Source organism: Pseudooceanicola lipolyticus (assembly GCF_002786325.1).
GTDB lineage: Bacteria > Pseudomonadota > Alphaproteobacteria > Rhodobacterales > Rhodobacteraceae > Pseudooceanicola_C > Pseudooceanicola_C lipolyticus.
This window is the reverse complement of sequence record NZ_PGTB01000023.1, coordinates 1-17,883: the sequence shown is the minus strand read 5'-3', so window position 1 is coordinate 17,883 and position 17,883 is coordinate 1. Positions and strand designations below refer to the sequence as shown.

Sequence of the window (17,883 nt, the reverse complement as noted above, 5' to 3'; positions counted from 1 at the left end):
GGACGACACATGACCTTACTGATGACCAAGCCCGTTATCGACCCAAAGGCCTTTCGCCGGGCACTTGGCAACTTTGCCACCGGGGTAACGATCATCACGGCGCGCGCGCCGGACGGCACCACGGTGGGGGTGACCGCCAGCAGCTTCAACTCGCTTTCGATGGACCCCCCGCTGGTTCTTTGGAGCAGCATGAAAGAGGCTCGCAGCTGCGCGATCTTCGAAGAGGCCAGCCATTTCGCTGTGAACATCCTCGCCGCCGACCAGATGGAGCTGTCGAACCATTTTGCCCGGCAGCAGCCGGACAAGTTCGACGGCATCGACTATGAAATCGGCATCGGCGGCGCACCCATCCTGCCGGATTGCGCTGGGCGGTTCCAATGCGAAACCTATGCCAAGCTGGATGGCGGGGATCACTGGATCTTTGTCGGGCGGGTGATCGCTTTCGACGATTTCGGCCGGACGCCGCTCTGTTTTCACCAGGGCTCCTATGCCATGGTGTTCAACCATCCCGGCAGCTTCGCCAAGGGCGACCATGCCGGTCTGCCCGATGCCGATACCGGCCGGATGGGCAACCACACGTTTTTCCTGATGCTGCGCGCCGTGCGGGCTTATCAGGCGCGATATCAGCCCAAGATCACCGCATTGGGATTGAGCGTGACCGAAGCGCGCATCCTGCTGGTGTTGAACGATCTGTCCGGTCCGACGGCCGAGGAACTGGTGGTGCACCTGCATTCGCCGGAAACCGAAGCGCATGCGGCGCTGGTCAATCTGGAAGATCGCAAATTGGTCGCGCACAAGGAGGATCGCTATCACCTGACCGAGACCGGCCAGAACATGGCCGCCCAGTGCTGGCGCGTGGCAGATGCCCATGCCGAGGAAAGTTTCGCAGGCTTCAGCGCGGCGCAGATCGACACGTTCAACCAGGTGTTGCGCCATCTGATCGGATAATCGCTTTCGGCCCTCTCCAGAGCCGTGCACGCTCCTCGCACGGCTTATTCGCTACCGAAAGCGTCCCGGCCCGAGATCAGTCTCGGGTCGGGTTTTTTTTGTCGGGAAAAAGGGAAGGGGGTTAGGCGCGCGCGGGTTCGGCCGCGAGGCCGCGCAATGCGGAATCGAGTTGGCGGACCCGATCTGCATTGTCGCGCGCAAGGCTGCCATCCGGGTGCCAGAGCGAATTTTCAAAGCCGACGCGCGCCTTGCCACCAAGTTCGGCGGCGCGGACCAGGCTGTTGGTCTCTTCCGGTCCGAAGGCGCAGGCCATCCAGTCGAACGCTGCAACGTCAAGCCGGTCCAGCGGCGCCAGGTAATGTTCCAGCGGTACGCTGTCCGCGGCGCCGTTGGCATAGCTGCCCTGAACGAACAACAGCAGGTGGCTGTTGCCGGGGATCAGCTTGTCGCGGCAGGCGGCCACGAAGGCGCGAACCTCGTCGGGTGTATAAAGGATATGCTGGACCTCGACGCCGTGATCCACTGCCCAGTGGTAGAAATCGCGCGCTTGCGGCCAATCGGCGGGCCGACGCACCATCTCGCGCAGGGCAACCGAAACATGCCGCGGTTTCAGGGCCCGCATCATCGCATCTTGCTGCGCGGACTCATAGCGGCCCGCGGCCTCGGACGTGACCTGCAGGTACAGCCCGGGCACCTCTTCCTTCAGCCGGTCGAGCAGGGCGCGATAGCGGCCTGCATCCAGAAGATGCCGGCCCGCCGCATCGCGGATATGCAAATGGATGCCATCAGCGCCGGCGGCGCGGCAGGCACGCGCGGTGGCCACCATTTCGTCATCGGTGACGGGCAGTTCCGGGTGATCGGCCTTGCCGCGCCGAGCGCCGTTGGGTGCAACCATCAGGCGCGGCAGCGGCGTCAGGCTGGCCGCCCGTTGGCCGGAGCGCCCCAATGTTTGCTTTGGCTGGGTCTGGGTCACGGGCAGGCTCCTTTTTAACGATATCAACCCGGGCAAATTACCGGGGATCCTGCCTTCAGAGTAAATTATATAATTCGATGTAGAGTAGCAGGAAAGCGAATAGCCCGCCATTCCATCTCGCCCCAGCCAGCCCCTGTGACCTGGTGCAACGGGAACAAAAAACCGCCCGCCAGCCGAAGCTGACGAGCGGTGCCTTGGGTCCGTGAGTGGATTACATGAAATTATATGGCAACCAGGTGCTCAGTTCGGGCCAGACCAGCACCATGATCGCCACCGCCAGGATCAGCACCCAGAACGGGACCGCCCCCTGAAAAATGTCGCCCAGGGTGACTTGCCCGCCGGGCACTGCCGCCTTGACGGTAAAGACGAGGATCCCGAAGGGCGGTGTCAGCAGGCCGGCCTCGATCACCAGGATGCCGAAGATCGCGAAGGCCAGCGGATCGACTCCCAGTGTGGTGGCGACGGGGGCGAAGATCGGCACCGTCAGCAGAATGATCGAAGTCGAGTCGATGAACATGCCCAGCAGGATCCAGATGGTGAAGATCATGCCCAGGACCACCGCGGGATTTTCACTGACCGAGAACAGCAGGTCGGTGATCACCTGGGTGGCGCCCCCCATGGCCAGGAACCGCGAATACATCGAGGCGGCGATCAGCAGGATCATGATCGGCGCCGTGGTGCGCCCGGCGCTATAGATCGCGTCCAGCACATCCTGTCGCTTCATGCCCTTGGCAAGGCCCAGCACGAAGGCACCCATGGTGCCGAATCCTGCGGCCTCGGTCGGGGTGAGAAAGCCGCCCCAGATGCCGCCGATCACCACCCCGATCAGCCCCAGGATCGCCAGCCCGCCCAGCAGCTGCCGCCGCAGCACCTCGGGGTCTTCCCCGGCCACGTCGGGGGCGGGCTGGCAGGGCGCGCAGTCAGGATTGCGCAGGGCGTAGATCACGCAATAGCCACAGAAGGCCACCGCGAGGATCAGCCCCGGAATCAGCCCGGCGATGAACAGCGCCCCGATCGACTGCTCGGTCAGCACCGCCCAGACGATCATCAGGATGGACGGCGGGATCAACATGCCAAGGCAGGCGCTGCCCGCCACGGTTCCCAGCGAAAAGCGCTTGGAATAGCCAAGCGCCACCATCTCGGGATAGGCGATTCGCGAGAAGGTGGCCGCCGCGGCAATCGACACGCCGGTGATCGCGGCAAAAATCGCATTCCCCGCCACGGTCGCGACGCCCAGGCAGCCGGGCAGCCGCCGGAAGGCGCGGTTGCACAGGGCATATAGATCGTTGGCCGAGCCCGAGCGGCTGACAAAATCGCCCATCAGCACGAAGAGCGGGATGATGATGAAGACATCCTTGCGCAGGGCCTCGTAGGCGGTGGTGCTGAGGATCGACAGGCCGATATCCATGCTGCCCATCATCCAGGTGACGCCGACGAAGCTGACCGCCCCCAGGGCCACCGCAAGGTGGACGCCCAGGAAGATGAACAGCATCAGCAGGCCGAGGATTCCGAAAATCGTGAGTGTCATGTCAGGTCTGCTCCGGTCAGGGGCTGGGGAACGGGGCGGCTGGCCGAAAACTGGGCCCGCAGATCGGCGATCAGCACCGAGATATAGGCCAGCGCCGCAAATGCGCTGGTGCCTACCAGCAGGAAACGCACCGGCCAGGTATAGATGCGCATGGCGCCCTCGCCTTCGTACTCGCCCAACCGGACCGCCGTAAGCGCCGGAGAGAACGAGGCATAGGCAATGGCTGCAAACAGTCCCGCGCCCAGCAGCCAGGCGAAGATTCGCAGCACCAAGGCGCCGCGTGGTCCCAGGTGGTCCAGCAACAGCGTGGTCCGCAGCATCGACCCCGAATAGATCGCCAGGGGCAACTGCAGGAAGGTCACCGCGATCACCGAGTTCTGCAGGATTTCCTTTGTGCCAGCGATCGGATGCAGAAACAGAGTGCGCCCCAGAACGTCGGCGATGATCAGCAGGGCAAGCACGAAGACCCACCCAGCCGAAAGAATATGCGCCCATCGCGCGATTGCCGTTTGCAGTCTCATCACTCCTCCTCGGTGCTGATGTCGCCGTCAGCGTAGGACGCCAAATTCGATTGCACAAGATTTTTGTTTATCGAACGATAAATTAATGCAACAGTGCCTTACCGCCGCGATTCAGGCGCCACGCAAATGGCGTGACCTGTGCAGAAAATCGCGGCACAGTTTCCCAAGGGAGGATCATTCAGATGACCAAGAAAACCAGGATTGCCGGCGGAATCGCCGGTGCAGCACTCGGAGTCGCGCTGTGTGCGTCTGCCGCGCAGGCGGATCGGTTCACGTTTCGAATCGGGTCGGGGCATCCCAAGGGTCCGGCGCCCTATGTCACCACCATGTCCGACTTCTTCGCAGCCGAGGTAAAGCGCCGCGCCGAGGAAGAGACCGAGCACAAGGTAAGTTTCATCGAGTCCTATGGCGGCGGCATTGCCGGCGTGTCAGAAACCCTGGAAGCGGTGCAGAACGGTCTGCTCGATTTCGGCGGCTACTGCGTGTGTTTCGAACCTTCGAACCTTTACCTGCACAATTTCCCCTACTTCCAGCCGTTCGGGCCGCAGTCGTCCTCCGACGCGATTGCCGCGGTGCGGATCGTGTATGACAGCAACCCGTGGCTGTCCGAGGTCTTCGAGAAAGAATTCGGCCAGCAATTGCTGGGTCTTGGCGCCTGGGACAACTACCACCTGGGCACCAAGGAGCAATGGACCCAGGTGTCGGATCTGAAAGGGGTGAAGATCGGCGGCGCCGGGCCCAACCTGCCCTGGCTGGAATATGCCGGTGCCGTGCCGGTGCAGTCGAGCCTGCCGGAAGGTTACATGGCGATGAAGACCGGGGTCTATGATGGCTGGCTGATGACACCGGCGGGCTATAACGGGTTCAAATATTACGAGCCGTCGCCCTATTACACGCTGATCGGCTTCGGCGCGATGCCGGTGGTGGTGCTGACGGTGAACCAGGCAAAGATGGCCAGCCTTCCCGAGGACCTGCGCCAGATCATCACCGAGGTCGGGATGGAATGGGAACAGCGCAACGGCCAGGCGATGGATGACAGCCAGGCCGCCGGTCTGGCGGCGCTCAAGGAAAATGGCGCCGTTATCACCGAACTGCCCGACGAGGTGCGGGCGGAATGGGCCCAGAGCCTTGCCGAGCTTCCCCGTAAAAGCGCGCAAGAGGCGGATTCGCGCGGGATGCCGGGCACCAAGGTCATGCAGGACTTTCTCGATGCCGCGCGGGAAATTGGCCATGTCTGGCCGGTCGAATACCAGCTGAACTGAGCGCCGCGGCGGCCATCAGGTTTCTTGATGGCCGCCGCTCGCATATATAATTTCTAATGCTCGCCTCCTTGCCATTAGCTTTCTTGGGCAGGAGGTCGGCAAAGCCTCCGACCAACGGAGGAGGCCGCCATGAAGCTCGGATATCTGTCCATTCCCCCCGCATGTGCGCAGCACCAAGGTCCGAACGGCTTCTTCGCGGCACCGCGTGCCAATCTGGCCGAAGCGCTGGGGTTTACCGAGTTCTACGCCTTGCCGCCCGGCGCTGGCGGCGGCGGCGTTGAACCCGGCGGCCCCGAGCGCCAGGCATTGCTGCGCATCCTGCCCGATCGCCCCGGAAGAGTGCTGCCCGAACTGGTGGCCGTCGATGGCAATCCACGCCGCCAGAACGGGCGGACCGCCGGTGCGCTGGTGGCCCCGGCCATCGGCGCCAGCACCGTCAGGGCGCAGTCCCGTCAGGGCCACGCCCCGCTGTCGGTCAGTTGGCTTGATGCCGATCTGCTGGCCCGGCATTGGGCCGCACATGTGACCGGTTCTACCCATGCCGCCCGTTGCGCGCGCCGCCGGGACTGGCGGGTGGCGCGCACCGTGGTTGTCGATGACGATCCGCTGCGGGCAGAGGCCACAGTCAAGGGCCCGGACAGCCCGTGCCGTGCCTACTACCGGAACGCGCTGCCGCCCGGCGCCAGCGATGCGGCGGTGGCGGCGCTGATCGATGCCTGCGTGCTGTATGGTAGCCAGGCCAGCGTGATGGCGCAGCTGGAAGCCCTGGCACAGACCGCCGCGTTCGGCACATTGGTTTTTGTCGACCATCCCTGGCCCGATGCGGCCCTGGCGCGCCGTTCGATGACACTTTTTGCAGACGCCGTTCTGCAACTTCACCAAACCCCGACGACCTTCAAAATCAAGAAACTGGAACTCGCATGACCCATCAGACCCTTCACTCCGTCGCCAGCGGCCGTCCCGAGGCCCCGGCGCTGCTGCTGCTCAACAGCCTTGGCGCAACCCATGCCATGTGGGACGCACAATTGCCGCTGCTGGAGCGGTATTATCGGGTGATCCGCTGCGACACGCGGGGCCATGGCGACAGCCCGACGCCGCCGTCGCCCTATAGTTTCGACGAGATTGTCGCCGATGCGCTGGCGGTTCTGGATGCGCATGACGTGCAGCGCGCCACCGTGATGGGCCTGTCGCTGGGAGGCATGACCGCGTTGGGGATGGGGCTGACCGCGCCCGAGCGGATCGAGCGGCTGATCTGCTGCGCGGCCCGCTCGGACGCCCCGCCGCCCTTCGTGCAAAGCTGGCACGACCGGCTGGCCAAGATGGAGGCCGGCGGCATCGAAGCAGTGTGGGAAGGCACGGTCGGGTTCTGGCTGTCTGAAGAAACGCGCCGGGAACATCCCGAGCGGGAAGCCGCGCTGCGCGCCGGGTTCCTGAAGACCAGGCAAGAGGGTTATCGCGGCTGTGCCAATGCGCTGATGCGGCTGGATTACCTGCGGCACCTGGGCGAATTGCGTGTTCCGGCACTGTTTGTCGCCGGCGAACTGGATGGTGGCGCCACCCCGGACACGATGCGCGCGATGGCCGATGCCTGCCCCAATTCCGACTTTGCGGTGGTGGCTGGGGCCAAACATGTGATCAATGTTGATCGCCCCGACGATTTTGCCCTGGCGACGCTCAAGTTTCTTGATCTGGTGGCGGGTTAGGCTGCTGCCGGGCGCAGGCTGTCATAGGATGTCATGACCGTGTCCCGATAGGCATGGCGCTGGCTTAGCCGCTGATAATAGGCGGCCAGCGCCGGCAGATCGGGGCGGTCAAACGGCATCGAATAATACCGGTACAACGCCGCCCCAACCGGGATATCGCCCATCGTGAGGCGGTCACCGGCCAGGAAGGGCTGGTCGTTCAGGCGCTGATCCAGCACGGCAAAATGCCCGCTCAGCGCCGCGATGGCCTGGTCTCGGGTGGCGGCGTCGCGCTCGGCCTCGGGCAGGCGCACCAGCTGATAGAAAAGCGCAATGAAATGCGGGTAGGGGTTGTTCTGGAACCACTCCATCCACATGTCGGCACGCGCGGTTTCCGCCGGATTGCTTCCGGCCAGCACGCCCCCGCCATGCTCGCGGGCAAGGTGGCGCACCACGGCGTTGGATTCCCAGATGACCAATTCGCCATCCTGCAGGGTCGGGACCTTGCGGGTGGGGTTCAGCGCCAGGTATTCCTGCGTGTCCAGGCCGCCAAAGGCGCCGCCAGCATCCCGTTGGTCATAGTCGAGGCCCAGTTCTTCGAGCGCCCAAAGAACCTTTTGAACATTTACCGAAGTTTTCCGTCCCCAAAGCCGCATCGCCAAGCCCTCCTGTGCCGATTATTTAATTATCACACGATAAATATCTGGACTGCAAGGGGAGAATGCTTTCTGTTAGGGGCAGAGGTCATGCGAAAGCGGCGGAGTCCAGGTGCCGACAAAAAAGCAAAGCAATACGCCCGCAGCAGCGGCGCCCAACCGGCGCCGCCTGTCGCCAGAGGCGCGCCGGGACGAGATCGTCTCGGCCGCGGTCGCGCTGTTCGCGGAAACCGGTTTCGATGGTAGCACCCGTGACGTGGCCCGCAGCGCCGGTATCACCCAGCCGCTGCTCTATCGCTATTTTCCCAGCAAGGAGAGCCTGATCGAGGCGGTCTATGCCCGGGTGTTTCTGGAAAGCTGGGATCCGGCGTGGGACGATATCCTGCAGGACCGCAGCCTGCCGGTGCGCGACCGGTTCCAATATTTCTACGAAGCCTATACCGACACGGTCTTCGAACGGGTCTGGCTGCGGCTGTGGTATTTTGCTCTGCTGCGCGATGCCGAGGTCTATGGCTGGTATCGCGAGGTGGTGCAGGAACAGATCCTGAAGCCCCTGGTGCGCGAGCGACGGATCGAACTGGGCATCGACCAGGCCTTTCACGTGACCCCAGCCGAACTGGAGATGCCATGGCTGTTGCATGGCGGGTTGCTGAATTACGGCCTGCGCCGGCAGGCCACGGGCGAGGATGACAAGGCGGGACGTGTCCACGCGATTCGGCAGGCGCTGGAAATGTATATGCTGTGCAGTAGCGCGCATGCGGCCCCGCCGGGGTGAGGGGCCCTCGCATCGGGCATTGTTTATCAAGTGATCATTGATGCTTTCGTTTGCCCCCCTTTACGCTTAACATGGCCAGTATCTCAGGCCACCGAACAGGACCAACCATGATCGATCTTTATACCTGGACCACGCCGAACGGGCGCAAGGTCTCTATCCTGCTGGAAGAGCTGGGCGTGCCCTTTACCGTCAAGGCGGTGGATATCTCCAAGGATGAGCAGTTCGCACCGGATTTTCTGAAGATTGCACCCAACAACCGGATCCCCGCCATTGTCGATCACGAGACCGGCATGCAGCTGATGGAAAGCGGGGCGATCATGCTTTACCTGGCGGATAAATACGGCCGCTTCCGGGTCGAGGGCGATGAATATTGGCGCATGGTCGAATGGCTGATGTGGCAGATGGGCGGTCTGGGGCCGATGCTGGGCCAGGTACATCATTTCGTGAAATACAATCGCGGCAAATCTCCATATGCCGAGGAGCGCTTTTCCAAGGAAGCACATCGCCTTTACCGGGTGCTGGATACCCGGCTGAGCGGACGCGAATACGTCGCAGGCGAAGGCGCAGGCACCTACACCATTGCCGACATGGCAGTTTGGCCATGGGTCTCGCGCTATGAATTCCACGAGGTCGACCTGGCCGACTATCCCAATGTGCGCCAATGGTATCGCCAGATCCGAGAGCGGCCCGCAGTGCAGCGTGGCTATCACCAGCCAAAATTCGTGCAGGACATTCCCCCGGGCTGATCGCGCCCGCCCTGCCACCCTGCGGGCCTCTCCGAGGCGCTGATCACGCGCCAGGTTTCAGGCCCGCCCTTGAAGATCACTGCCGGGCCTGTCCCAAGCGGCCCGGCAAAGAGCGCCGTCGCGATATGGCGGCTGGCGGCGGGCAGGGGGCACAGCCTGCGGCAATGACCTGCCCGGCAGCGCGCGACCAGCACGGTCTCAGACCACCAGATCAAAATACCTTGGGACCGGCTCAATACCACAGCCGCCCAAGCCGCGGCGGGAAGATCCCGGCCCGCGTTCTCCTCGATAAAACGATGAACCAATGAAACGCCGTCGCCCCGGCCGCAGGCGGTAGAGTCGAAATCCGGTATCGCGATCAGCTTGTTCTGCGAGATGGTGCTGCCGGAGAGATTTGAACTCTCGACCTCTCCCTTACCAAGGGAGTGCTCTACCCCTGAGCTACGGCAGCATCGTGCGCGGGTCATTAGACGCAATCCGGCAGGGGTGCAAGGGTAATCTGGACGCATTTTGGCGGCTGATATAAGAGGGGGCATGGCAGAGAAATCCCCCCCCGCCAAAGGCGAGAAACCAAAGCAAAGCCGCGAGCAGCGGCTGAAGGCGGCGCTGAAGGCCAATCTGGGGCGGCGCAAGGCGCAGGCCCGGGCGCGGGATGGGGCCGAGGCGGACAAAACAGGCAGAAGCGAGGACTAAGCAGATGGATTCGATCATCGTCACCGGCAACGGGCCGCTGTCGGGGCAGATCCCGATTGCGGGCGCCAAGAATGCCTGCCTCACGCTGATGCCGGCGACACTGCTGAGCGACGAACCGCTGACGCTGACCAACGCGCCGCGGCTGAGCGACATCCGCACCATGACCGCGCTGCTGGCCTCGTTGGGGGCCGAGGTGTCGAGCCTGCAGGACGGCAAGGTGCTGGCCATGTCCAGCCACGACCTGACCAGCCACAAGGCGGATTACGATATCGTGCGCAAGATGCGCGCCTCGATCCTGGTGCTGGGGCCGATGCTGGCGCGCGATGGCCAGGCGGTGGTGTCGCTGCCTGGTGGCTGTGCGATCGGCGCGCGGCCGGTGGATCTGCATCTGCGCGCGCTCGAGGCGCTGGGGGCCGAACTGGACCTGCGCGATGGCTATGTACATGCCAAGGCACCGGGCGGGCTGAAAGGCGGCGTGATCGAATTTCCCTTCGTCTCGGTCGGCGCCACCGAAAACGCGCTGATGGCGGCGACGCTGGCCAAGGGCACCACGGTGATCCGGAGCGCCGCGAAAGAGCCCGAGATCGTCGACCTGGCGCTGTGCCTGCGCAAGATGGGGGCGCAGATCGAGGGCGAGGGCACCGACACGATCACCGTGCAGGGGGTCGACCGGCTGCATGGCGCCACCCATCCGGTGGTGACCGACCGGATCGAGCTGGGCACCTATATGCTGGCCCCGGCGATCTGCGGCGGCGAAGTCGAATTGCTGGGCGGGCGGCGCGACCTGGTTGGCGCCTTCTGCAACAAGCTCGACGAGGCGGGCATTGAGGTCACCGAAACCGGGCGCGGCCTCAGCGTGAAGCGGCGCGAGGACCACATCAAGGCGGTGGATGTCACCACCGAACCGTTCCCCGGGTTCCCGACCGATCTGCAGGCGCAGATGATGGCGCTCTTGGCCACCGCCGACGGGGTGAGCGTGCTGGAGGAGAAAATCTTTGAAAACCGTTTCATGCACGCGCCCGAACTGATGCGGATGGGGGCGAAGATCGACGTGCATGGCGGCACCGCCACGGTCACCGGGGTGGACCGGCTGAAAGGTGCGCCGGTGATGGCCACCGATCTGCGCGCCAGCGTCTCGCTGATCCTGGCCGGGCTGGCCGCCGAGGGCGCCACCACGGTCAGCCGGGTCTATCACCTCGACCGGGGCTATGAACATGTGGTGCGCAAGCTGCAGGGAGTCGGCGCGCTGATCGAACGGGTGCCGGGCGCGTGACCGAGGATGCCAAATTCGAGGATGGTGCCGAGGCGCCGCTGAATCTCGGCGCGCTGGAGGTGGCGGATCTGGAGGTGATCTCGTCGCTGGTCCAGGACGCAATCTTTCCGATCACCGAGATTTCCTGGCGAGCGCGGCAGCGCCGCTTTGCCCTTCTGGTCAACCGGTTCCGCTGGGAAGAAGGCGCGGCGGTGCAGCGGCGCGGGGCCGAGCGGGTGCAATCGCTGCTGGTGGTCGACAACGTGCTGGGGGTGGCGAGCCAGGGCATCGACCGCGGCGACAAGGACGTGATCCTGTCGCTGCTGTCGGTGACCTTCGAGCCGGGCGAGGATGGTGCCGGCCATGTGTTGCTGACCCTGGCCGGGGACGGGGCGATCCGCCTGCGCATCGAGGCGCTGGAAGTGACGCTGAAGGACGTGACCCGCCCCTATCGCGCGCCTTCGGGCAAGGTGCCGGGGCATCCGGACTGAGCCATGTCCGGAGGAGGGGCGATGAAACGCTGTGGCTGGGTGGGCGAAGACCCGATCTACATCGCCTATCACGACACCGAATGGGGCGTGCCGGAATATGACAGCCGGGCGCTGTGGGAAAAGCTGATCCTGGACGGGTTCCAGGCCGGTCTCAGCTGGATCACCATCCTGAAGAAACGCGACAATTTCCGCCGCGCCTTTGCCGGGTTCGATCCGAACGCGATTGCCGGCTGGGGCGAGCCCGAGATCGAACGGCTGCTGGCCGATCCCGGCATCATCCGGCATCGCGGCAAGATCGCGGCGACGATCGGCAATGCACAGGCCTGGCAGCGGATCGAAGCCGCGCAGGGCTTTGACCGTTTCCTGTGGGATTATGTCGGCGGGGCGCCGCTGCAAAACCGTTGGGCCACGCTGGCCGAGGTGCCGGCCTTCACCCCGCTTTCCGAACAGATTTCCAAGGATCTGAAGAAGGCCGGGTTCCGGTTCTGCGGGCCAACCATCGTCTATGCGTTCATGCAGGCGGTGGGCATGGTGAATGACCATGTCGTGACCTGCCCGCGCCATGCCGACTTGGCCCAGCCCGGCTGAGCCGGTCAGGGCACCGGGAGATACCCGAACCGGTCGCTATGCAGGCGCGGGTTCAGCCCGACAAAGGCCAGCGCGCCGGACGGGTTGCGGAAACGGTCGAACACCACCGGAGACTCGAGCGACGTGGTGGCGACGATGCTGCCGACCAGCGACCAGACCGGCTCGCCCGCGGCGATGATGGCGCAGCTGCGCGGCATCCCGCGCCACCGTTCCAGGGCGACCAGCCGGTCGGACAGCCGCCGCTGCGCCGGCCCGTCGATGTCCAGCCGGGTCAGCGCGCGGGCATCGGCAAGGATGTTGGTGCCGTCGCGGTGGCCGGGATCGCGCAGCGCCCGATCGACAAACCCCAGGATGTCATCCAGATGAAGATGGCCCGAGAAGCGGCAGTGCAGGATGCCGATATCGGGGTGGAGTGTATAGCGGCAGGGCATGTGGCAAACACTCTGTACAGCCCGCGAACTTGCAGCAAGTCCGCGGCGATGGTCGTGCCGACTCTTCCGCCATTCGGCGCTAACTGCCGCTTTTCAAGGCGTTGATGATCGCCCTGGCGCTGTCGGAATACCAGTCGGCTTCGCCCATCAGGCGGGCGATCTCCTCGCCCTCGGGGTTCAGGATCACCGTGACCGGCAGGCCCAGCACCGCCATGTCGCGGGCGATGGCCTGTTTCTGGTCCTGATGGCGCGGCAGGTTGGTGATGCCTTGCTCGTCGAAGAATTTCACGATGCCCGCGGGTGAATTGCGCCCGGTGGCCAGTGTGACCACCTCAAAGCTGTCATCGCCGAACTCGGTTTGCAGCGCGGACAGCGTCGGCATCTCCTCGCGGCAGGGCGCGCACCAGGTCGCCCAGAAATTCAGCAGGACATATTTGCCCTGGTACTCGTCCAGCGTCCCGGTGCCGGCGCCGTCGGCCAGCTGGAATTCGGCCTCGGATGCGGGCTTGGGTGTCGGATGGAACATCAGCTTTTTCAGGTCGCCCTCGCGCAGCGCCTCCAGCGCCGCGGTGTCGGCCAGTGCGGCATTTGCACATAGGGCAAGGGCCATATAAACGGTCAGCAAACGAAACAGACGCATGTTTTCTCCTGGGGCAAACCGATGAACGACAAGACCGCAAACCAGATGTGGGGCGGCCGCTTTTCCGCCGGACCGGACGCGATCATGGAGGCGATCAATGCCTCGATCGGGTTCGACCAGCGGATGGCGGCACAGGACATCGCCGGCTCGCGGGCCCATGCGGCGATGCTGGCCGCCACAGGCGTGATCAGCGATACCGACGCCAAGGTCATTCGGGAAGGCCTGCTCACGGTGTTGTCAGAGATCGAGACCGGGAAATTCGAATTTTCCGCCGCGCTGGAGGACATTCACATGAATGTCGAGGCGCGGCTGAAGGAACTGATCGGCGATCCGGCCGGGCGGCTGCACACGGCGCGCAGCCGCAACGACCAGGTGGCGACCGATTTCCGCCTTTGGGTGCGCGACCAGCTGGACGCCGCCGAGGCCGGTCTGATCGCCCTGATCCGCGCGCTGCTGGGGCAGGCCGAGGCCGGGGCCGACTGGGTGATGCCGGGCTTTACCCATCTGCAGACCGCGCAACCGGTGACATGGGGCCATCACATGATGGCCTATGTCGAAATGTTCGGGCGCGACCTGGGCCGGGTGCGCGACGCGCGTGCGCGGATGAACGAAAGTCCGCTGGGCGCGGCGGCGCTGGCCGGCACCTCGTTCCCGATCGACCGCGACATGACGGCCAAGGCGCTGGGCTTCGACGCACCCTGCGCCAATTCGCTCGACGCGGTCAGCGACCGTGATTTCGCGCTGGAATTCCTGTCGGTCGCGTCGATCTGCGCCATGCACCTGTCGCGCCTGGCCGAGGAACTGGTGATCTGGTCGTCGGCGCAGTTCCGCTTCGTGGTGCTGTCCGACCGGTTCTCGACCGGCTCGTCGATCATGCCGCAGAAAAAGAATCCCGACGCGGCCGAACTGATCCGCGCCAAGATCGGCCGTATCTTTGGCGCCAACACCGCGCTGATGATGGTGATGAAGGGGCTGCCGCTGGCCTATTCCAAGGACATGCAGGAAGACAAGGAACAGGTCTTCGACGCCGCCGACAACTGGATGCTGGCACTGGCGGCGATGGAGGGCATGGTGCGCGACATGTCGGCCAACCGCGCCGCGCTCGCCGCGGCCGCCGGCAGCGGCTTTTCCACCGCAACCGACCTGGCCGACTGGCTGGTGCGGGTGCTGGGCCTGCCCTTCCGCGAGGCGCATCACGTCACCGGCGCGCTGGTCGCCTTGGCCGAGACCAAGGGCTGCGACCTGCCGGATCTGAGCCTGGCCGACATGCAAAGCGTCCATGCCGGGATCACCAGCGATGTCTTTGCTGTGCTTGGCGTCGAAAATTCGGTAAACTCGCGCATCTCCTATGGCGGGACCGCGCCTGCGCAGGTCCGGGCCCAGATCGCGAGGTGGAAGGACAGGTTGGCGTGACACGCGTGAAACAGGTCTGTCTGATGCTGATTGCCGCCCTTCTGGCTGGATGTGGCGCCGATGGCGAGCCGGTGCAGCCGACGCTGAATGCCGGGCTGTCCCTGTCGGACAGCGGTGTCCATGTCGGCGGTGGGGTCGGCCTGCACCAGGGGCCGCTGTCGCTGTTCCTGGGGTTCTGACGCCAGGCTTCGGCATCGCGGGCAGAATTTAGCCACTCCGCGTGGCCTCTCCGCCTGCGCCGGTCACGAAGATGTCATAAGACGTTGCCGGTCGGCATTTCCTGCATTCTTGTCAGATTTAGGCCATTTTTAACCAGTAAGGCCGTTGAAAGAGCAGGAACAGGCAAAAGGAAAACCGGCATGACGACAGCCAGCGTATTGGACGAGGCGTTTGTCGGCGAAGCGCCGCGCCCGACGATCCCGCCAGCCTCTCTCGCGTCGGAGGTCGCACGCAAGCACGGTGTTGGCAAGCTGCGCCAGATCAGCGAAATGCTGCGTCTCAAATTCGGGCGGGGCCGGTTGTATTTCCGTGAATATTACGATTCGGGCCTGTTCGATCCGTCGATCCCCTTCGAGGACAAGCTGGACTATGTCGGCACCCGCGGCAGCCGCAACCTGAACGCGGAACTGTCCCATGACGAATTGCTGACCTTGCGCAGCCTGGTCGCCGACAAGGTCATGTGTTCCTCGCTGCTGCGCCAATTTGGCTTTGCCGCCACCGAGACCCAGGCGGTGGTGACCACCGCGCGGCGTTTCGGTGCGGTCCCGGCGCTGACCAGCGTCGAAGAGTTGCGCCGCTTTCTCAAGGGCAAGGCGCGTTATCCGCTGTTCAGCAAGCCGCAACTGACCTGCGACAGCCAGCTGACCGTTCTGCTGGAACGGCTGGACGGCGAGGTGCTGGAATTTGCCGATGGCCGCAAGGTGCCGCTGGACGAGTTCTGTGCTCAGGTGGTGCGCAACAGCGCCGATGGCGTGGTGTTCCAAAGCGCTCTGCGTCAGCACCCCGAGATCGAGGTCATCACCGGCCGTGCGGTCGGGACCGTGCGGGTGGTGACGATCCGCAAGGCCGACATGCCCGATGCGTTGTATTCGGTGTGGAAAATCCCTGCACCCGGCACCATGTCCGACGATCTGCGCCAGCAAGGCGCGCTCGTGGCGCCGGTGAATACCTGCACGGGGCAGGTTGGCCGCGCCTGTGCCGGCTTTGGCCTGTCGGCGGAGGCGATCGAGACCCATCCGGTTACCGGACGCGCGATCACCGGGTTCCAGCTGCCGTTCTGGGAGGATTTGCGGCAGATGGCGCGGAACGCCCATGCGCTGTTCCCCGAATACGGCATCCTGGGCTGGGATATCGCCATCACCGAAAGCGGACCGGTGATCATCGAATGCCGCGACAACCCGCTGCACACCATTTACCAGCGCGCTTTCGGACGCGGCATCCGCAACGCCGAGTTCCTGCCGATCTTCGAACGGGTTGCGGCCTGGTCGCAGATGAAACTGGCGCAGCAGAAAGGCCGCGCCCGCAAGCGCCGCGCCGAACAATAGGCCAGCGCCGCCAAATCCGTTTGATCTGGCCCCCGAATCGCGTCTAAACGCGCGGAATGGATCACTTTCTGTATCGCGACGGCGCCCTGTATGCCGAGGACGTGCCGGTGGCCGAGATTGCCGCCACCGTTGGCACGCCGTTCTATCTCTATTCCACCGCCACCCTGCTGCGGCACTACCGCCTGTTCGACGAGGCGCTGAAGGGCACCGAGCATCTGGTCTGCTACGCGATGAAGGCGGCCGGCAACCAGGCGATCATCAAGACCCTGGCCGAGGCCGGAGCCGGGATGGACGTGGTCAGCGAAGGCGAATACCGCCGCGCCCGCGCCGCCGGGGTGCCGGGCGACAAGATCGTGTTTTCCGGCGTCGGCAAAACCGCCCAAGAAATGCGCACCGCGCTGCTGGGCGGCATCCGGCAGTTCAATGTCGAATCCGAACCCGAGATGCTGCTGCTCGACCAGGTTGCCCAATCCCTGGGGACAGTTGCGCCGATCACCGTGCGGGTGAATCCGGATGTCGATGCGCAGACCCATGCCAAGATCGCCACCGGGAAATCCGAGAACAAGTTCGGCATCCCGATCGCGCGCGCGCGCGAAGTTTATGCCCAGGCGGCGGCGCTGCCGGGGCTGCAGGTGGTTGGCATCGACGTGCATATCGGCAGCCAGCTGACCCGGCTGGAGCCGTTCCGGCAGGCCTATCAGAAGGTGGCGGAACTGACCGAGGCGTTACGTGCCGATGGCCATGACATCCGGCGGCTGGATCTGGGCGGCGGGCTGGGCATCCCCTATACCCGCAGCAACGAGGCACCGCCGCTGCCCACGGAATATGGTCAACTTATCAAAGAGGTACTGGGCGACCTTGGCTGCGAGATCGAGATCGAACCGGGCCGGCTGATCGCCGGGAATGCCGGTATCCTGGTGTCCTCGGTGATCTATGTCAAAGCCGGCGAAGGCCGCGATTTCCTGATCCTGGACGCGGCGATGAACGACCTGATCCGCCCGGCCATGTACGAAGCCTGGCACGACATCGTCCCGCTGGTCGAACCGGCGGCCGGGGTCGAGCAGCGGCCGTATGACATTGTCGGGCCGGTCTGCGAAACCGGCGATACCTTTGCCCGCGACCGGATGATGCCGCCGCTGGCAGCGGGCGATCTGGTGGCGTTTCGCAGCGCCGGCGCCTATGGCGCGGTGATGGCCAGTGAATATAATGCGCGCCCGCTGGTGCCCGAAGTTCTGGTGAAGGGTGATCAATTTGCGGTAATCCGCCGACGCCCGACCTTTGACGAACTGATAAATCGAGATACCATCCCCGCATGGCTTTGACGCAATCCAGCGGCGGGGCCGCGTGGAGTTGCGGATGGCCAATCGTTTCGGCGCCGAACCGATCCTGAAATCGCTGCGTGTGCCGTTGGCGCTGACCCGTATGGGGCTGGTGGCCGAGCAGATCCTGCGCAGGTTCTGGCCGTTCTTCACGGTGGCCATGCTGGTTCTGGCGGTGCTGATGCTGGGGTTGCAGGACCTGGCCCCGGTCGAACTGGTCTGGGGCGGCGGGGTGCTGAGCCTGCTGGCGCTGATCGTCACCTTCGCCCTTGGCATCCGCCGGTTTCACTGGCCCGGCCGGGACGCGGCGCTGGCACGGCTGGATGCAACCCTGCCGGGGCGGCCGATCCAGGCGCTGCTGGACCAGCAGGCCATCGGCGCGGGCGACGCGAAATTCGCCGCCGCCGCCGCACCCTTCGTG

The 17,883-nt window shown here is 64.4% G+C and carries 21 protein-coding genes and 1 tRNA gene; 15 read left to right on the top strand and 7 right to left on the bottom strand.

Features of this window, described 5'->3' with window-relative positions:
* The first annotated feature begins 21 nt into the window (after positions 1–21).
* On the top strand, positions 22–948 hold the full coding sequence (locus CVM52_RS08870; protein WP_100162154.1) for a p-hydroxyphenylacetate 3-hydroxylase reductase component: 927 nt from the start codon (positions 22–24) through the stop codon (positions 946–948).
* Between the two features lie 121 nt (positions 949–1,069).
* Here CVM52_RS08870 and CVM52_RS08865 read toward each other — a convergent pair whose 3' ends face one another.
* The 3 genes from CVM52_RS08865 to CVM52_RS08855 all read right to left on the bottom strand — a co-directional run bounded on the left by CVM52_RS08865 (position 1,070) and on the right by CVM52_RS08855 (position 3,970).
* Complete coding sequence (locus CVM52_RS08865) at positions 1,070–1,921, bottom strand: beta-keto acid cleavage family enzyme (RefSeq protein WP_240620907.1); 852 nt, start codon at positions 1,919–1,921, stop codon at positions 1,070–1,072.
* A gap of 211 nt (positions 1,922–2,132) precedes the next feature.
* Positions 2,133–3,449 (bottom strand): TRAP transporter large permease, encoded by a 1,317-nt coding sequence (locus CVM52_RS08860; RefSeq protein ID WP_100162153.1) that lies wholly within the window; start codon positions 3,447–3,449, stop codon positions 2,133–2,135.
* The gene (locus tag CVM52_RS08855; RefSeq protein WP_100162152.1) at positions 3,446–3,970 is read right to left on the bottom strand and encodes a TRAP transporter small permease; all 525 of its coding nucleotides are present in this window, start codon (positions 3,968–3,970) and stop codon (positions 3,446–3,448) included. Before CVM52_RS08855 ends, CVM52_RS08860 begins: the two co-directional genes overlap by 4 nt.
* Positions 3,971–4,152: 182 nt before the next feature.
* Between CVM52_RS08855 and CVM52_RS08850 the strand changes: the two genes are divergently transcribed.
* The 3 genes from CVM52_RS08850 (at position 4,153) to CVM52_RS08840 (ending at position 6,935) form a co-directional block, all read left to right on the top strand.
* Positions 4,153–5,232, top strand: coding sequence for a C4-dicarboxylate TRAP transporter substrate-binding protein (locus CVM52_RS08850; RefSeq protein ID WP_100162151.1), 1,080 nt, complete (start codon positions 4,153–4,155; stop codon positions 5,230–5,232).
* Positions 5,233–5,361: 129 nt separating this feature from the next.
* Positions 5,362–6,156: a hypothetical protein gene (locus CVM52_RS08845; protein ID WP_100162150.1), complete on the top strand. Its 795-nt coding sequence runs from the start codon at positions 5,362–5,364 to the stop codon at positions 6,154–6,156.
* Complete coding sequence (locus CVM52_RS08840; RefSeq protein WP_100162149.1) at positions 6,153–6,935, top strand: alpha/beta fold hydrolase; 783 nt, start codon at positions 6,153–6,155, stop codon at positions 6,933–6,935. Before CVM52_RS08845 ends, CVM52_RS08840 begins: the two co-directional genes overlap by 4 nt.
* On the opposite strand, the gene CVM52_RS08835 is transcribed toward CVM52_RS08840, so the two are convergent.
* The gene (locus tag CVM52_RS08835) at positions 6,932–7,570 is read right to left on the bottom strand and encodes a glutathione S-transferase family protein (protein ID WP_100162148.1); all 639 of its coding nucleotides are present in this window, start codon (positions 7,568–7,570) and stop codon (positions 6,932–6,934) included. The two genes, CVM52_RS08840 and CVM52_RS08835, sit on opposite strands and share 4 nt — an antisense overlap.
* Before the next feature lie 112 nt (positions 7,571–7,682).
* Here CVM52_RS08835 and CVM52_RS08830 point away from each other — a divergent pair, with 112 nt between their 5' ends.
* A complete protein-coding gene (locus tag CVM52_RS08830; protein WP_100162147.1) occupies positions 7,683–8,345 on the top strand; it encodes a TetR/AcrR family transcriptional regulator in 663 nt (220 codons plus the stop codon).
* A 107-nt stretch (positions 8,346–8,452) separates the two neighbouring features.
* Positions 8,453–9,091: a glutathione S-transferase family protein gene (locus CVM52_RS08825; protein WP_100162146.1), complete on the top strand. Its 639-nt coding sequence runs from the start codon at positions 8,453–8,455 to the stop codon at positions 9,089–9,091.
* Between the two features lie 376 nt (positions 9,092–9,467).
* Here the strand turns inward: CVM52_RS08825 and CVM52_RS08820 are convergent.
* A tRNA-Thr gene (locus CVM52_RS08820) sits at positions 9,468–9,542 on the bottom strand.
* An 83-nt stretch (positions 9,543–9,625) separates the two neighbouring features.
* Here CVM52_RS08820 and CVM52_RS26860 point away from each other — a divergent pair.
* Genes CVM52_RS26860 through CVM52_RS08805 form a run of 4 tightly spaced genes read left to right on the top strand, consistent with a single transcriptional unit; the run spans position 9,626 to position 12,115 of the window.
* A complete protein-coding gene (locus CVM52_RS26860; protein ID WP_172720956.1) occupies positions 9,626–9,784 on the top strand; it encodes a hypothetical protein in 159 nt (52 codons plus the stop codon).
* 4 nt (positions 9,785–9,788) lie between these two features.
* Positions 9,789–11,057, top strand: a complete 1,269-nt coding sequence (murA, locus tag CVM52_RS08815; RefSeq protein ID WP_100162145.1) for a UDP-N-acetylglucosamine 1-carboxyvinyltransferase — start codon at positions 9,789–9,791, stop codon at positions 11,055–11,057.
* Positions 11,054–11,527: a DUF2948 family protein gene (locus CVM52_RS08810; protein WP_100162144.1), complete on the top strand. Its 474-nt coding sequence runs from the start codon at positions 11,054–11,056 to the stop codon at positions 11,525–11,527. Before murA ends, CVM52_RS08810 begins: the two co-directional genes overlap by 4 nt.
* A gap of 21 nt (positions 11,528–11,548) precedes the next feature.
* Positions 11,549–12,115 carry a DNA-3-methyladenine glycosylase I gene (locus CVM52_RS08805; protein ID WP_100162143.1) on the top strand — a complete coding sequence of 189 codons (567 nt, stop codon included), beginning with the start codon at positions 11,549–11,551 and terminating at the stop codon, positions 12,113–12,115.
* 5 nt (positions 12,116–12,120) lie between these two features.
* Here CVM52_RS08805 and CVM52_RS08800 read toward each other — a convergent pair whose 3' ends face one another.
* Complete coding sequence (locus CVM52_RS08800) at positions 12,121–12,546, bottom strand: hypothetical protein (protein ID WP_100162142.1); 426 nt, start codon at positions 12,544–12,546, stop codon at positions 12,121–12,123.
* A 79-nt stretch (positions 12,547–12,625) separates the two neighbouring features.
* Positions 12,626–13,186, bottom strand: a complete 561-nt coding sequence (locus tag CVM52_RS08795) for a TlpA family protein disulfide reductase (RefSeq protein WP_100162141.1) — start codon at positions 13,184–13,186, stop codon at positions 12,626–12,628.
* 21 nt (positions 13,187–13,207) lie between these two features.
* Between CVM52_RS08795 and argH the strand changes: the two genes are divergently transcribed.
* The 5 genes from argH to CVM52_RS08770 form a co-directional block, all read left to right on the top strand.
* Positions 13,208–14,599 carry an argininosuccinate lyase gene (argH, locus tag CVM52_RS08790; RefSeq protein WP_100162140.1) on the top strand — a complete coding sequence of 464 codons (1,392 nt, stop codon included), beginning with the start codon at positions 13,208–13,210 and terminating at the stop codon, positions 14,597–14,599.
* Entirely contained in the window at positions 14,596–14,778 is a 183-nt protein-coding gene (locus CVM52_RS08785) for a hypothetical protein (protein ID WP_100162139.1), read from the top strand. The genes argH and CVM52_RS08785 overlap by 4 nt, the downstream gene beginning before the upstream one ends.
* A gap of 180 nt (positions 14,779–14,958) precedes the next feature.
* Complete coding sequence (locus CVM52_RS08780; protein ID WP_100162138.1) at positions 14,959–16,143, top strand: sugar-transfer associated ATP-grasp domain-containing protein; 1,185 nt, start codon at positions 14,959–14,961, stop codon at positions 16,141–16,143.
* A 56-nt stretch (positions 16,144–16,199) separates the two neighbouring features.
* Entirely contained in the window at positions 16,200–17,465 is a 1,266-nt protein-coding gene (gene lysA / locus CVM52_RS08775) for a diaminopimelate decarboxylase (RefSeq protein WP_100162137.1), read from the top strand.
* A gap of 34 nt (positions 17,466–17,499) precedes the next feature.
* Positions 17,500–17,883: DUF4175 family protein (locus CVM52_RS08770; RefSeq protein ID WP_133119816.1), on the top strand; the 384-nt coding region annotated here is incomplete at its 3' end.